Genomic DNA, 15,429 nt, shown 5'->3' with positions numbered 1-15,429 from the left:
TACTTTTTGTCTGCTGACCAGAATTTTTATCGTGCCCCGTCACCGGTCCAGATTACTTTGCACGTTTTGAGCATAATCTTCAGTTCCAATGAAAAGGTCAGGTTGCGGATATAGTATAAGTCAAACATCAGCTTTTCCCTCGGTGTCATGTCATATCCCCCATTGACCTGCGCCCAGCCGCTTAATCCCGGCTTAACAGCCAGCCGCTCCGTAAATCCCGGGATTTCTGCCTGAAACTGTTCCGTAAACACGGGCCGTTCGGGGCGCGGGCCGATCAGGCTCATTTCTCCCCGAAGCACATTTACCAGCTGCGGCAGCTCATCAATACGGGTCCTTCTGATAAAAGCGCCGACCTTTGTCACGCGGGGATCCTTTTTCAGCGCCCAGACCGCACCCGATTTTTCAGCATCTATTTTCATAGAGCGGAGCTTATACAAATAAAACGGCTTCCCGTCTTTGCCTACCCGCTCCTGCTTATAAAAAGCCGGGCCGGGCGACTCCAAACGAATCAGTATGGAGAACAGGCCTATTATCGGAAGCGCCGCCAAAAGCCCCGCAAGCGCAAACACAATATCCATGAATCGCTTAAAAGCCAAATAACGGGCCGTTCTTTCCGTTACGGCAGCGGAAGTCCCCTGCCGCACTGCATAGTTATTATTTACATTCATGCTTTTCTCTGCTCCCACTGACACACACCTCACGATTTGTTGGGATGTTTGATGACCTATGCCGTGAGTTTAGCAGATGGATGTTAATTGGAAGTAAAGGAAACGTTAATGTTTATTAGAATGTTTCGATTATTGTTTTTTTATTGTAAATCTATTCATATCCATATTTGAGTCAAACCATAATGAAAAATAAAAAAACAGACCGGTATGAATCGGTCTGTTTTAAATGGAAAATACTATCTGAAATAGGAGGAAACGCCTTGGGTGATCCCCGCCGCGAGTCTGTCCTTTTTCGTTGATTGTTTTAAAATATTGGCATCAATCGGGCTTGTGACAAAACCGGTTTCTAACAAGACACTCGGCATTTTAGAATACTTAATCACGTAAAATCCGGCAGTTTTCACACTGCGGTCACGCGTGCCGAGAGCAGAAACCATTCTCGGCTGAATATTTTGGGCAAGCCTCAGACTGTTTGCGGATTGGTAGGTTGGATCATAATATGTCTCCGTACCGTTTGCACTGCTGTTATCATTCGCGTTTGCATGAACGCTGATGAAAATATCGGCATTCGCCTTCGCCCCTTTGCTCACTCTCTCCTCAAGCGAATCAAAGGTGTCTCCTGTCCTCGACATTACAGTAAGCGCACCCGCACCGTATAATTGATTGTTTAGGCGTGTTGCGATATCAAGGTTCACATTTTTTTCAAGCAGGCCATTGCCCGTTGCTCCTGAATCCTGGTAGCCGTGTCCCGGATCAATAAAGACCGTTTTGCCGACAACTGGATTTTTAAGCTGCGATGCCGCATTGTTGCTTAAAGATGATGCACTCCCTATGACGGTGAAGCTGGTGATGCGTTTACTTCCGATATACGTCCGGACGTCCTTTGACAGGCTGTCCCCATTCGTCATAAGGTGAACTCTTCCCTGTTTGGCACTTAAAACGCCTGCGACGATGGTATCCGGCTCTTTAAAACCATTGGTAACAAACGTATAGCCTGTGCTGAGGCCTGTCTTTTTCGCAAGATTCACAGACAGGTTATAGCGGTTTTTGCCGCTGACTCTTGAAGGATTCGGCAGCTTATTGTAAAGTGAGCTGCTGATGCTGCCGGTGCCGCCGATGACAATCGTATTTTTAATCCCCAGGCTTTTGATCGCATTTGACGTGGATCCATTCAGTGTTGAATCATTGGTGAATAAAATCGGATATTTTTTCGCGGATGCATAAGAAATCGCAGCCATCCCATCTGCATCAACAAACCCGTTTACCACCAAGGCTGTAGAAGATCTTGTCATTTCACCCGCCACTTTTGCGGCTGTGGCATATCTCGTGCTCCCTGATAATCGTTTGACACTGATGCCTAATTTAGCAATTTGATTTGCGGTATTTTTCGAAACGGCAGGTGTACCGCCTACGATAATCACATTTTTCGTTTTTAAATCAATTAATCCCTTTTTTGTGCCGGCAGACAGCTGATCTTTATTGGTAAACAGCAGCGGCGCATTTTTTTGATATGAAAGCGGCGCAGCGGCAATTGCATCGGCATATGAAGTCCCGCCGGTGATAATAACCGTTTTTGCTTCGCTCCATGATTGTTTTGCCGCCTGTACAGCCGTATCATACCGGGTGCTTCCGCCGATCCTTTTGACCGTGTTGTCAGCCAAAGCGGATGGGACAAAAAGAATGACCCCGAGAATGAAGACAGGGAGACATTTTATGATGAATTTCAATCCGATCTCCTCCACAGAAGTTTAGTAGTTTGTAAGTGCTGTATTAGGATAATAGAACGCAAGAATAGAAGTATACGGCTCTCCGGCCTCCGCTCTTTCTCTCGCTCCGTATTGACTCATTCCCACGCCGTGTCCGTATCCCTTTCCTGATATCGTGATTTTCGCAGAATCAGCGGACGCACTGGCGTATGTACTTTTAAAAGATGAAGCTCCGATCATCGTTCTGAGCTCTGACGCCTTCACCTCAAAGGATGCAGTCTTGTTCATGACATAGCCTTTCGACTTGTCATTCACATGGTATGTCACCTTCACCGCGGCGTCTTCTGCCCGCTGCCCTTTTGTTTTTCCAGTGAGCGAGAGATCAGAGATGCTTGCAATTTTTATGGAATTTGCATTGGTTTCTTTATTTTTCATCAGCCAATTTTTTATTCCGTTGAGCTGCGCAGCATTTGCTTCGTTTGTTTTGGACCACCAGGATGCGGGGTTTTTCATATCCAGACCGGCTGGCAGCTGCTGTTTCTGCAATGTTAAAGACCAGCTGATTTCCGGATCTTTTGTATCCTTTTTGGCTACTAAATACGGCACTTTTGAGCCCCATACTTCATCGCCGGCTTCAGTGTAGCCGCCATTGCTTGACGAGTAGGTGGCATCTATCAATCTGCCGGAATAAGTGAGCACTTTCCCCTTTGTTCCGTCAACGGCTGCGGTGGCGTTTGGAGACCAGCTGTATCCCCCGTATACCTGAAAAGCCGTTGAATCCGCAACTGTTTGTCCCGTCTTGCTGATAGAGTAGGTGCGGGCGGCAACAGCCTGAGCCTTCAGCGCTTCTGTCGGCCAGCTTCCCGGCATTTCATTCGGCAGGACACCTTTCAAATAATCCTCAAAAGGAATGTTTTCATTTACAGGTCTTACATATTTGCCGGATTCCGCAGAAAAACTCATATTCCCCAAATACGGTTTTCCGTCAATGCTGATTGTGTTCGATGTTGAATATTTTTCAGGAACCGCCTTGAAAGACGTTTTTCCGCTGTTAATACCGGCAACGCCTAGTTTGCCGCCGGATGTTTCAATGCGGTACGTTTTCCCGTTTACAAGATAAAACTCTTTTGCGTAAGCATCCTTAACTGAATCTGCAATTGAATTCGTGCTGCCTATTAATGTATAAGAATAGGTGCCTTTTACTTTAAAAAGGCTGGCTTCGTCGGCCGGCGTTTCACTTTTTTTGATGTATACAAGCGGCATATGATTTGCGGCGGCAATATTCGAGCCGACAACGATGTCCGCTAATTTTGTCCCGTTGGCAGCAACTGCTTTGCTTGCATCCATGCCCAGCGAAGTGACTGCATTTGCTGATATTTGATATCTGTTTGAACCGGTGATTCTTTTTGTCACTGAAGCTTTCTTTTTAATTTGATTCTCCACATCTTTGCTGACGCTTGAAGTGCCTCCCATGATGATCACTTTTTTAGGCAGATTGTAGCTCGGGAGGGAGTCTTTTTTCGTCAGGAGAATCGGATAGCCGTTTTGCGCGGCATAAGGTGCGATTGCCAGCGCATCCGTATAAACATCTCCGGTTACTACGATTGCCTGGTCATAGCTGCCCATTTCGGCCGCGATATTTTTGGACAGATCATATCTGTTTTTTCCGCTGATCCGTTTCGTGCGGCCGTATTTTTTCAATGTTTTTTCCGCAGCTGACGAAATACTGTTCGCCCCGCCGATGATTAAAATATTATCCGGGTTGTATTTTTTGATTTGCGCTTCCGTGCTGCTGCTGAGTTTTTTCGATTCAGTCAGCAGAACAGGCGCTTTCAGTTTATTCGCTAAAGGAATGACGGAAAGCGTGTCCGCAAAATAAGCATCCGTATTAACGACGACTACGTTGGACGGATTTTTCCAATACTTTGATGTCGCGGCGTTTGCCGTATCATATTTGGATGCGCCTCCCAATCTGACAACGGAGGACACACCGCTTCCCGTCAGTTTATAAGTTCCGGAGGGTTCGATATTCAGAGTCGATTTATTACCAATATAATTCGTCAGTTTTACTGAGATATCAGAACTGGCCGCAAAAGTGCTTTCCGGTAATAAAGCCAGGCTGAATATCACAGAAAAACAGACAGCCCATATTGTTTTCTTCAATTTTTATCCCGCCTTTTGCTGATCATGATGTATTATTTTGCTTTCTCGATTTCCTTGATCTCTTTTTGGCCTTTATCATTTGTGAAATAAGTAATGCTGACTTTGTCATTTTCGCTGAATTTATTCAGAACATCAGAGAAGTCGTCAGAAAATTCAAAGCTGACAGGCTGATCATCGACTTTTACTTCAATTGTGTGCGTATCCGCCATACCGACATAATATGCCGTTTCTTTTTGAGCCTGCGTTTCCGAAGAACCGCTTCCCTTCTTTGATTGATCCGCCGTTCCGCATGCTGCTAACACAACTGAAAAAAGCAGTATTAAGAACGAAGCTGCAACAGTTTTTTTCATTTTTTTCACCTCATCTTTATGTATCGTCTTATACTAACTTTTTTTTAAGGTAATTTTAAGGTCTTTTTGTAACCTTTTTTTTAAGAATTTCGTCTATTACACGGTTAGAAGTAAAAATATGACTGGGTTTATAAAGATTAGTAAATTGCATCGTGAAAGTTAATAGAAAAGGTGATGACAAATGAGGGCTGAACGAAAAAGAAAGAAGAAAAAAGTTCTTCTGACAATCGTAACGATCATCGGACTGTTAGTTTTATCATCAGGAGGCTACGTCTACTACTTGTGGCACAAAGCAGCTTCAACGGTGGCAAGCATTCAGGAAGACTTAAAAAAATCGGACAAACGTGACACAGATATAGATCTCGGAAAGAAGGACCCGATTTCTGTTTTAATCATGGGCGTCGATGAACGGAAAAATGATAAGGGGCGCGCGGATACGATGATTTATATGACCGTCAACCCTAAAACGAATACAACAGAAATGGTCAGCATTCCGCGTGATACGTATACGAAAATCTCCGGCAAAGGTACGATGGATAAAATCAACCACTCCTATGCTTTCGGCGGGACGCAGATGGCCGCGGATACCGTCGAGGACCTGCTTGACGTGCCGGTAGATTATTTTGTGAAAGTAAACATGGAAAGCTTCAAAGATACGGTGGATACACTCGGCGGGATTACGGTGAACAGCACGTTTGCCTTCAACTACGACGGGCACTCGTTCGGAACGGGGAACATCAGCCTGAACGGTGAAGAAGCACTCGCCTACACGCGTATGAGAAAAGAAGATCCCCGGGGGGATTTCGGCAGGCAGCAGCGCCAGCGCCAAGTGATTGAAGGGATTATATCTAAAGGGGCAAACATCTCGTCTGTCACAAAATTCGGAGATATGTTTAAGGTCATTGAAAACAATATGAAAACAAACATGTCATTCGATGATATGTGGACGGTTATGACTGACTATAAAAACGCCCGCGGCAAAGTTATTCAGCATGAACTGAAGGGAACGGGAACGAGAATCAACAATATCTATTATTACAAATTAGATGAAGCAAGCCTCGCTTCAGTCAAAAAAGAATTAAAAGAAAGCCTGAAATAATAAAAAACTCTGCATGCGATGCAGAGTTTTTTATTCTGTAAAAGGCTGCGGACGTTTTTTTCTATAGCCGTACCGATAAAGCAGTTCCTCCGCGATCCGTTTTGACGCAGATCCGTCACCATAGGGGTTGGACGCCTTTGACATCCGTTCATATTCGGCCTGATCGGTTAAAAGCCGTTTTGTCAGCTGATACACGGTTTCCTCATCGGTGCCCGCAAGCTTTAATGTTCCTGCTTTCACTCCCTCGGGGCGTTCAGTTGTATCCCGGAGCACCAAGACCGGCTTACCGAGGGAAGGCGCTTCCTCCTGCACTCCGCCTGAGTCGGTCATAATGAAATGGGCTTTCGCAGCGAAATTATGAAAATCCACAACCTCCAGCGGCTCTATTAAATGCACTCTGTCCGAATCAGCGAAATGGGCTTCTGCGGCCTCACGTACTGCAGGATTCAAATGGACGGGATAAACGACTTGTACGTCCTCAAACTCTTCAATGACTCTTCTGACAGCCTTAAACATCTGTTCCATCGGCCTTCCTAAGTTCTCACGTCTGTGCGCTGTCAGGAGGATCATCCTGCTTCCGTCCAGTTTCTCAAAAATCGGATGAAAATAATCTTCCCGCACTGTCGTTTGAAGCGCGTCTATCGCCGTATTTCCCGTGACAAATATAGAATCCGGCTTTTTATTTTCCGCAAGCAGATTCTGTTCAGCCTGGCTTGTCGGCGCAAAATTCACATCAGCGATCACGCCCGTCATCTGCCGGTTGATTTCCTCAGGAAAAGGAGAGTATTTATTTTGCGTACGCAGACCGGCCTCCACATGGCCGACCGCGATTTGATGATAAAAGGCGGCAAGGCTTCCCGCGAAAGTTGTCGTCGTATCTCCGTGGACCAAAACGATATCTGGTTTTACTTCTTGGAACAGCTTGTCCAGTTTCAGCAAGGCATGAGATGTAATTTCAGAAAGCGTCTGACGCTCTTTCATAATGTTCAAATCATAATCAGGCTTAATGCTGAATGCTTCAAGCACTTGATCCAGCATCTGTCTGTGCTGTGCGGTTACAGTCACCAGTGAATCAATTTCCGGATATTTTTCAAGCTCTAACACGAGCGGAGCCATTTTAATTGCTTCAGGTCTTGTACCGAATACGGTCATTACTTTTAGTTTTTTCAACGGTTTGTCTGCACCTCGTTTTATATGTCGGATATTCCCTTCATGTTAACATATTTATGCCGTTTCTTAGATATTGTAAAGCTTAACGGCAAACAAAGCAAAATCCTTTACAAGACTCTTTGGAAGCGGATTAAAAGGTGTGAATTTTAATCAATTGTGGTAAAGTGGAAAAAGACTAGGTTATAGTTCTGAAAAAAAGATTCAGCAGAAACAAGGATGGTGTTATTCAGTGAAGAAAGTACGCAAAGCCATTATCCCGGCAGCAGGTTTAGGCACACGTTTTTTGCCTGCCACAAAAGCAATGCCTAAAGAAATGCTTCCAATCGTTGATAAGCCGACAATTCAGTATATTATCGAAGAAGCTGTCGAATCCGGCATCGAAGACATTATTATCGTAACCGGAAAAGGAAAAAGAGCAATTGAAGACCATTTCGACAATGCGCCTGAACTGGAGCGCAATTTGGAAGAGAAGGGTAAAATCGAACTGCTGCAAAAAGTGAAAAAATCATCAAACATTGCGGATATCCACTATATCCGCCAAAAAGAGCCAAAAGGACTCGGTCATGCCGTTTGGTGCGCACGCAACTTCATCGGCGATGAACCTTTCGCCGTTCTTCTCGGCGATGATATTGTCCAGGCCGAAAAACCGGGACTTCGCCAGCTGATGGACGAATATGAAAAAACATTGTCTTCCATTATCGGGGTTCAGCAAGTTCCTGAAAGTGATACACACCGATACGGAATAATTGACCCGTTAACAAATGAAGGACGCCGTTACCAAGTCAGAAATTTCGTAGAAAAGCCTGAAGCGGGCACAGCTCCTTCCAACTTGGCGATTTTAGGAAGATACGTTTTCACTCCTGAAATTTTCATGTATTTGGAACAGCAGGAAGTCGGTGCAGGAGGAGAAATTCAACTAACGGACGCCATCCAAAAGCTCAATGACATTCAGCGTGTCTTCGCTTATGATTTCGAAGGAAAACGTTACGATGTCGGAGAAAAACTGGGGTTCATCGAAACGACGCTTGAATTTGCCTTACAGGACAAAGATATCCGCCATAAATTAATTCCGTTTATGAAGGATCTTCTTGAAAAAGAAGAAGCTGACGAATAGAAAAAGCTGCCGAATCCGGCAGCTTTTTTTATGTGATCTTTACTTTTTAGATGTTACGGTCAGTGTTTGATCAGCGTTGTTCACAGAGAAAGTATATTTCTGGTTTTTAAGCATGAACAAGTTCTGATTGATTTTGCTGCCGCCTTTTTCACTTAAAGCTGAGATGTCTGCGGGACGCGATAAATGAAAAATCACTTCGGAGACTGTATCATTGTCAATCACAAAATCCGTTTTCGCATCGGATACTTTTAATACTTTCCGTCCGTCATCCGTTTGCCCGTCAGCTGGATTTTTCAATTTACTCCGCACGTCGTCAAGGCTCTTATTGATATATGAGAGAAACTCTTCTGTCGTTTCGCTTGATAAACTGCTGCTTAAATCACTGAGCTGAACATCCGTCGTTCTTAAAGCGTTCACTTTATGCAAATCAGTCTTTTTCATAAAGTACTCTTTATCGTTTAATCTCACTTTGGCCGCTTGGTTATTCTCGGCTTCTATCTGCACCTTCGTACCGAAATTTACACTTGCCGAGATTTTCCCTTTTATATCTTTTCCGGCGTAAAGATCCGCTTTTTCAGCTTTTACCAAAGCAGGTTTATTCACAGACTCATAAAGGCCGGCATCGCTCTGTTTGACGTCGCCGAAAGATGCGATCGCACGCAGAGGCTTGTCTGAAAACATCGAAGCAGCCGCTCCTGCAGCCAGCAATGCAAGCAGCGTAATCTGAATCGTATTGGCAATGAATTTGGGCTTCGCTTTCTTTTGCTGCGCCTGAGTGATTTGCTGTTCCTCGGCAGCCCGCGTTCTGCCTTCAATCTGCTCATTTTGATATTTCTTTTTTTCTTTCTTTGAAAGCTTGTTGAACCAATCCACAAAAGCTTTATATTCTTTCACAACCGCTTTTGTTTCATCAAACATACGCATTTCGCCGTAATGCATCCAAGCCACCCGATCACACATTTTCTCAATCTGTCCGATGGAATGACTGACGAAAAAGATCGTTTTGCCGCGTTCTTTAAATTCCGTAATGCGGTCCACACATTTTTGATAGAAAGTCTGGTCCCCTACTGAGAGCGCCTCATCGATAATAAGGATGTCAGGGTCCATATGCGCCGATATGGCAAAACCGAGACGGGATTTCATACCGCTTGAATAGCTTTTAACAGGCTGATCTATAAAGTCGCCAATATCCGCGAATTCAACGATTTTTTCATAAAGCTCGTCTATCTGCCGATTGCTGAGACCCATCATCAAGCATTTCAAACGAATGTTGTCCTTACCGCTTAATTGATTGTTTAATCCGGCAGAAATGGCGATTAAAGACGGCTGCCCGTTCATATCAATCTCACCGCTTGTCGGCGGAATGATTTTTGCAAGCAGATTAGACATCGTTGATTTTCCCGAACCGTTGATTCCTACGAATCCGATCGTTTCTCCTTCATAGACGTCAAAAGAAACATTTCGGACAGCGAAAAAACCTTTTTGATTTCTGTTTGGGAAAAACAGCCCTTTAATTTTGTCAGACTGTTTTTTATATAGAAAATACTGTTTTGAAACATTTCTGAACGAAACTTTTAGTTTCATCGTATAATCTCCTTACTATATTAAAGAAAGTCAACAAACTTATCTCTGAATTTCATATGAAGAAGTGAACCGACTGTTAACAACAGCAGTGTGACGAACCAGAAATACAGCGTATATTTCATATCGTGGAAAAACCACTGCCCTTCCATAAAGCTGTCTCTAAAGCCCTCGATAATATAGAAAAGAGGGTTTAACTTCAAGATGGTCAAAACTTCAGGTCTGTTTCCAAATTTCTCGGCAATGTCCCAGAAAATCGGCAGAAGAAAAAAGAGAAGCCTTGTGACGGCCTGAAGCAAAAACTGATAGTCCCTGATTAATACGCTGATGGTCGAATTAAACAGGCCGAAAGCAAACATAAAACTGATCATGCAAAACAAGTAATAAATATATTGCAGCCAGTGAAGCGTCGGAAACAGCCCGTTGCTCAGCAGCACAATAATATAAATCGCCATCATCACAAAGTAACTGAATAAATTCGATGCTATCACTACAGAAGGCAGTGAACTGATCGGAAAGTTCATTTTCGATACTAAATTTATCCGTTTAAAAACGCTGTTAGATGCATCCAATATCGTCGGACTGATAAAGAACCAAGGAATTAAGCCGGCCAGCATCCAGACGATGAACGGTACGCTGTCTCCATTTCCAAGCACCATATCATGTCCGCCGCGAATCCCGAGACCAAATACGAACCAATAAGCCAGCATTTGAATCATAGGGTTGAGAAACTGCCACAATATACCCAAATAGTTCACTTGATACTTTGATTTCGTTTCGTACACTGCAAGCCGCATAATCAGCGGAAAAGAGTTGAATTGCTCTTTCAGAATTTTTACCAATGCATTCATTCTAATCTTCCTTAGTCGTAAGTTTTGGTAATAGCTTTGACTTACAAAAGCACCGCTCATAATTGTAACAGATTACGATGTATTTTTCACTTCATAACAAGCCTGCGGCCGGTGAGCGCAACATGCCGTCTTTTAAGCAAAAAAGCATAATTAACGTGGTTAAATTATGCTTTTTTGCACTTATTTACTTGTCCCCGAAAATCACTTTTACGGCTTTTTCAGACGATTCCCCGGTCTCTAAATAACAGAACTTCTCATAAAAAGGCCCGAACGAATCCGGAAGCTTATAATTGTCTGATTCCGTTTCATTCACCCACTTGATAACGTCACCCGTTTCTTTGACCAGCGGGCCGGGCGCTTCTTTTTCAAAGTCAAAGTAAAACCCTCTGAGTTTATCCCGATACGTTTCGATATCAGGCACATAAAACAGCATCGGTCTTTTCAGATTTGCATAGTCAAAAAAGACAGATGAATAGTCCGTTATAAGTAAATCAGAGACCATATACAGCTCACGGATATCTTCGTAGCTGGAGAAATCATACGCAAATCCTTCATACGGTCCGAGATCAAAGTTTTCCGCAACCAGATAATGCATCCGTAAAATAATGACGTAACGGTCGCCGATCGCTTCTCTCAATTGGTGAAGGTCTAAATCAAGGTCAAACTTGTATTTTCCCTTCTTATAAAATTGGTCATCCCGCCATGTCGGTGCGTAGATGATCACTTTTTTATCTTGCGGAAGGTTCATTTTTTCTTTCAGCGCTCTGATGACAGAAGGGCTGTTATCCGTCTGAAGGAAGTCATTCCGCGGATATCCAGATTCAATCATGGTTTTATTAAACTGAAACGCCCGAGCGAAAATTTCTGTTGAATATGCGTTCGGTGAAATCAGATAATCCCATTTTGAAGCCTCTGTCGTAAAATTGCGCTTATATTTTTCAGTGTTTGTTCCCGGCATATGCACTTCATCCATATCAACGGCAAGACGCTTTAAAGGCGTTCCATGCCATGTCTGGACATATGTCGTATGCTCGGGTTTCGGGATCCACAGCGGCATACGGCTGTTGACAATCCAGTACTCGGCTCTTGCCATGGCAAACAGCCATTTAAACGTAAAACGTTCGATATAAGGAATTCCTTTATCTTTAAATGTCTGTGTATAAGCGGGATTTACACTCCAGCACAGACGGTATTCAGGCATTTCTTTGCTCATGTATTCGTAAATTGCCCGCGGATTACAGCTGTACTGTTTTCCGGCAAAGCTTTCAAACATGACAAATTTCTGTTTGACGGGCATTTTCCCTGCAAGCCTGAATCCTGCTTTATAAGTGTTTTGTATTCTTTTCTCAATAAACTTTTTCAGCTTATTCTTTCTTTTGCGTACAAAGGATGCGCCCCGTTTCAGCTTTCCTTTTACAAAATACTCGACGCGGGTGCTGAAACTGTAATCATTCATTCTCAGATGGAGATTTTTTGTTTTCTTTTTCGTGAAAACATGAAATCTGGCAGGTCCTTTTTCCGTTTTCAGAATCGTGAATTGGTTAGGGTTTACTTGTTCAGATTTCAGTGCCTTTAACGGCTTGCTGTTGGTGATAACCTCTTCACCCGTCCCGGCATCTTCAAAAATGAATTGAATATGGAATTGAAAGATAAGCTGCTGATTCAATTCTTTATAAATGGCATTCAAATCAATTTTTGTATCAAAGCCTATCGTGTCAAGTGCCGTTGTATCCTGAACATATTCATCAAGGTCGTGTCTCGGCACGTCATGAAGCGGATACTTCAGAATGAGAGGCTCCTCTTCTTTACCTTTTTTCATTTTCAGAATCAGGTTTTTTTCTTTTATCTTTAAGGTTTCTGCTGCATTCAGCCGGAATGCAAAACCTTTCAGATGTAAGCTGCCGTCAGATTCAAGCTCCATTTCATCAATTCGTGTGACGAACTTTCTCTGCAGCAGCTTTAAGGAGAAATTCCCTTTCTTGGTCGTGTAAGGGAAAAAGAACATATGATGAGCCTCATCTTTATAAGAAGACAGTTCAATAGGTTCAAGGCTGGATTTTAACCGTTTTTTATTGATATCACTGTCATCATTGATAAAGGAGACATAGAAATCAAGACATCCTTTGCCGTCCGTATGTTCAGAAAGCAGCTCCGTGCCCATGACAGCATGGTACTCCCCGCTTTCTCCGGGCAACCGTTTCAGAGGGACGGAAAGTTCCGCTTTTGTCTTACGATTTATAATCTGAAGAGAAGGCTCTTCCTCTAAAGCGGCATTTTCACAGGATATCGTAATACTGAATGTATCTTCCTTTATATTAAGATGTTTTAACTTGTATCTGACAGGATTTTCTATACCCATAAAATAAGTCTACTCCTCTGTTTCAATTAAACATATCCAATCACAATCATCATTTTGATACTTTCAGCGATAGGTTCTCCTTCACTGTCCGGTAGAATTGATAGTGCAGTCCGTTCGCTTCTGCAGTTACCTTTTCATCGTCTTCTCTGTTTAACATGACCCGTTCATAATCGTTATAAATGACATACATAATATAACCGCCAAGTCCGACTTTTTCAATGTCACGTAACGGGAGTTCAAGGACGTACCGCCCGTCTCCCAGTGACTGTACCGGAAACTGGTGGTATTCTTTCATTTTTTCTCTGTGCTGAAACTGAATATATTGGGCATTATTTCTGTCCTGTCCGAACAAGCGGAACGTAATGGTGAATTTATCATCGGCGAACACCGCGCTTTCCGTTTCCCCGTGCATGCGCAGTTCGACCAGTTTATTTTCTTCATCCGTCAGCGGGCTTTCTAAATAAGCCAGTCCGTCCCGGGTCACGATGTTTTTATTGGGCTCTTTTTTAGACCATCGGAACAGCTTTTCGACTTCATCATACCGTTTTTGAATCAGCAGGCGGTAGGCTGTTTTATGGATCGGATGAAAAAACGTCTCGGAAATATCGTACTTCGTCTTCTTTAATACATTCAGAATTTCATTGAATTTATTGTAGTAAGCTTCTTTATTTTCGCTTTTCAGGAAGTGCATCCGATCGAAAAGCCGCGTAATGGAATCGAATTCAATCAGACGGTTCATCGCCATCTTTTCTTTCTCAGTATCTAATTTTTTGTTCAGAATATACTTCATTACGGCTATGTTCGTATCGGTTTTTTCCATAATATTCGTCTTTTTTGTCAGCGACTCATTATTGTCCATTCTGTTCAAATAATAAACCGGTTCTGTTGACGTTGAAATATCTCCGCACGACAAAAGAACATCCATAAAAAATTGCTTATCTTCAGCAAATTTCATTTCCGGATATCTGATATCATTATCTTTTAGAAATTGTAAGCTCATCATTCTTGCCCGCGGGCCGAGATGATAGAAAATATGCCGGATTGAAAAAGGCGATACTTTCGCTCTGTTCAGTGAGGACTCATGTTTCCCGATTGTTTTTTGCCCGTTCACCTGCATTTCGATCGTTTTTCCGACCGCATAATTCACATGATCTCTTTCAAGCATGTCGAATAAAATTTTAACTCCGTTCGGCGCAAACCAATCATCCGCATCTAAAAAGGTAATGTACTTTGCATTTGCAAGCTCAATTCCCAAGTTTCTCGGATAAGCGGGGGTTCCCGTATTGTCTTTCAGAAATACGACCGTAATATTCTCATACAGCTCGGCGTATTCAGTCAGAATGTTTCTGGAATCATCAGTTGAACAATCATCGACCAGAATTAAAGAAATATGCTGAAAGCCGATATTTTGAAGGATTACTGAATCAACTGTTTTCCGCACATATTCTTCTGCATTATAAACGGGAACGACTACCGCTACCTTCTTTTCATCCGCCAATGCTTCTTTGTTTAAAATGGTATATTCACGTTCTTCTATGGACGGCTTGGACTCTTTTTTATTCAATTTAAAAAAGTTACTAAGATTCATTTTAAATTCTCCTCTTATTGTCTAGCTTTTTTAAAAAAGCGCATAACAAATATAGCGAAAATAACCTTATATTACAAGAAGTACTCCCTATCCGGAGGGAGTACTTCTTTATCATCTGCATATCCGAATGTTTCAATTACACCCCGGCAATTTCTTTTTTAATCTGAGTAGTGGAAATGCCTTCGGTTCTAGGGAGATAGATGACTTCGCATTGATCTTTAAGGAAGTCGAACTTGCCTTCCCAATCGTCTCCCATTACGAACACGTCGATGTTGTGCTCCGCTACGTCCCGGACTTTTTGATCCCAGCTGTTTTCCGGAATAACTTCGTCGACATAACGGATCGTTTCAAGAATTAACTTTCTGTGTTCATAGCTGTGGTAGGCCTTTTTTTGTTTTTGAAGGTTGAACTCATCTGTTGAGATGGCAACGACAAGATAATCTCCAAGCTGCTTCGCGCGCTCGAGCAGTTTAATATGACCCCAATGCAGTAAATCAAACGTTCCGTAAGTAATGACCTTCTTCATGAAACAAAAGCTCCTTTCTATCATCATACGTATAACAAGCAACTGCCCTGAAATGCTGTGCAGCTGTATCCTTAATCACTAAAGTGCCAATTTCGTACTCATGGAACCTCATTATATCACATAGCCCTGAAAAGGTTAAGCTAATGTAAAACGAAGTTGAATTCCACTTATTGACAAATGTTATTACAATAGGAGTTTAGCAGGGTTTTTGCACGTATGATTAAAGAAATTGTTATCTTATTTATATTTTTGTA

General features: G+C 42.8%; 12 protein-coding genes. 2 read left to right on the top strand and 10 right to left on the bottom strand.

Features of this window, described 5'->3' with window-relative positions; all coding sequences use genetic code 11:
* Positions 1-26: 26 nt before the first annotated feature.
* The 4 genes from ACQE26_RS06705 to lytA form a co-directional block, all read right to left on the bottom strand.
* Complete coding sequence (locus ACQE26_RS06705; RefSeq protein ID WP_060964134.1) at positions 27-686, bottom strand: exopolysaccharide biosynthesis polyprenyl glycosylphosphotransferase; 660 nt, start codon at positions 684-686, stop codon at positions 27-29.
* A gap of 218 nt (positions 687-904) precedes the next feature.
* Positions 905-2,395, bottom strand: coding sequence for an N-acetylmuramoyl-L-alanine amidase (locus tag ACQE26_RS06700; protein WP_500471053.1), 1,491 nt, complete (start codon positions 2,393-2,395; stop codon positions 905-907).
* Between the two features lie 21 nt (positions 2,396-2,416).
* On the bottom strand, positions 2,417-4,537 hold the full coding sequence (locus ACQE26_RS06695; protein ID WP_500471051.1) for a SpoIID/LytB domain-containing protein: 2,121 nt from the start codon (positions 4,535-4,537) through the stop codon (positions 2,417-2,419).
* Positions 4,538-4,569: 32 nt separating this feature from the next.
* Positions 4,570-4,887 (bottom strand): acidic lipoprotein LytA, encoded by a 318-nt coding sequence (gene lytA, locus ACQE26_RS06690; RefSeq protein WP_016937755.1) that lies wholly within the window; start codon positions 4,885-4,887, stop codon positions 4,570-4,572.
* A gap of 181 nt (positions 4,888-5,068) precedes the next feature.
* Between lytA and tagU the strand changes: the two genes are divergently transcribed.
* Positions 5,069-5,986 carry a polyisoprenyl-teichoic acid--peptidoglycan teichoic acid transferase TagU gene (gene tagU, locus ACQE26_RS06685; RefSeq protein ID WP_060964131.1) on the top strand — a complete coding sequence of 306 codons (918 nt, stop codon included), beginning with the start codon at positions 5,069-5,071 and terminating at the stop codon, positions 5,984-5,986.
* A gap of 30 nt (positions 5,987-6,016) precedes the next feature.
* Here the strand turns inward: tagU and wecB are convergent, their stop codons facing one another.
* Entirely contained in the window at positions 6,017-7,156 is a 1,140-nt protein-coding gene (wecB, locus tag ACQE26_RS06680; RefSeq protein ID WP_060964130.1) for a non-hydrolyzing UDP-N-acetylglucosamine 2-epimerase, read from the bottom strand.
* A gap of 229 nt (positions 7,157-7,385) precedes the next feature.
* Between wecB and galU the strand changes: the two genes are divergently transcribed.
* A complete protein-coding gene (gene galU, locus ACQE26_RS06675; protein WP_016937752.1) occupies positions 7,386-8,270 on the top strand; it encodes a UTP--glucose-1-phosphate uridylyltransferase GalU in 885 nt (294 codons plus the stop codon).
* 39 nt (positions 8,271-8,309) lie between these two features.
* Here the strand turns inward: galU and tagH are convergent, their stop codons facing one another.
* From tagH to tagD, 5 genes are all read right to left on the bottom strand, one after another.
* Positions 8,310-9,854 (bottom strand): teichoic acids export ABC transporter ATP-binding subunit TagH, encoded by a 1,545-nt coding sequence (gene tagH / locus ACQE26_RS06670; protein ID WP_500471048.1) that lies wholly within the window; start codon positions 9,852-9,854, stop codon positions 8,310-8,312.
* 20 nt (positions 9,855-9,874) lie between these two features.
* Positions 9,875-10,702, bottom strand: a complete 828-nt coding sequence (locus ACQE26_RS06665; RefSeq protein WP_016937750.1) for an ABC transporter permease — start codon at positions 10,700-10,702, stop codon at positions 9,875-9,877.
* A gap of 184 nt (positions 10,703-10,886) precedes the next feature.
* Positions 10,887-13,061: a CDP-glycerol glycerophosphotransferase family protein gene (locus ACQE26_RS06660; protein WP_500471046.1), complete on the bottom strand. Its 2,175-nt coding sequence runs from the start codon at positions 13,059-13,061 to the stop codon at positions 10,887-10,889.
* A gap of 49 nt (positions 13,062-13,110) precedes the next feature.
* Positions 13,111-14,649, bottom strand: a complete 1,539-nt coding sequence (locus ACQE26_RS06655; RefSeq protein ID WP_060964127.1) for a glycosyltransferase family 2 protein — start codon at positions 14,647-14,649, stop codon at positions 13,111-13,113.
* Positions 14,650-14,785: 136 nt separating this feature from the next.
* On the bottom strand, positions 14,786-15,175 hold the full coding sequence (gene tagD / locus ACQE26_RS06650) for a glycerol-3-phosphate cytidylyltransferase (protein WP_016937747.1): 390 nt from the start codon (positions 15,173-15,175) through the stop codon (positions 14,786-14,788).
* Positions 15,176-15,429 lie beyond the last annotated feature (254 nt).

This window comes from Bacillus sp. 5RYD7K (assembly GCF_059831465.1).
Note: the sequence above shows the minus strand (reverse complement) of the source record. Positions and strands in the feature narration are given on the sequence as shown.

Coding starts and splice junctions, on each gene's coding strand:
- lytA (WP_016937755.1), bottom strand. CDS start 4,887: ATGAAAAAAACTGTTGCAGCTTCGTTCTTAATACTGCTTTTTTCAGTT.
- tagU (WP_060964131.1), top strand. CDS start 5,069: ATGAGGGCTGAACGAAAAAGAAAGAAGAAAAAAGTTCTTCTGACAATC.
- tagH (WP_500471048.1), bottom strand. CDS start 9,854: ATGAAACTAAAAGTTTCGTTCAGAAATGTTTCAAAACAGTATTTTCTA.
- ACQE26_RS06665 (WP_016937750.1), bottom strand. CDS start 10,702: ATGAATGCATTGGTAAAAATTCTGAAAGAGCAATTCAACTCTTTTCCG.
- ACQE26_RS06660 (WP_500471046.1), bottom strand. CDS start 13,061: ATGGGTATAGAAAATCCTGTCAGATACAAGTTAAAACATCTTAATATA.
- ACQE26_RS06655 (WP_060964127.1), bottom strand. CDS start 14,649: ATGAATCTTAGTAACTTTTTTAAATTGAATAAAAAAGAGTCCAAGCCG.
- tagD (WP_016937747.1), bottom strand. CDS start 15,175: ATGAAGAAGGTCATTACTTACGGAACGTTTGATTTACTGCATTGGGGT.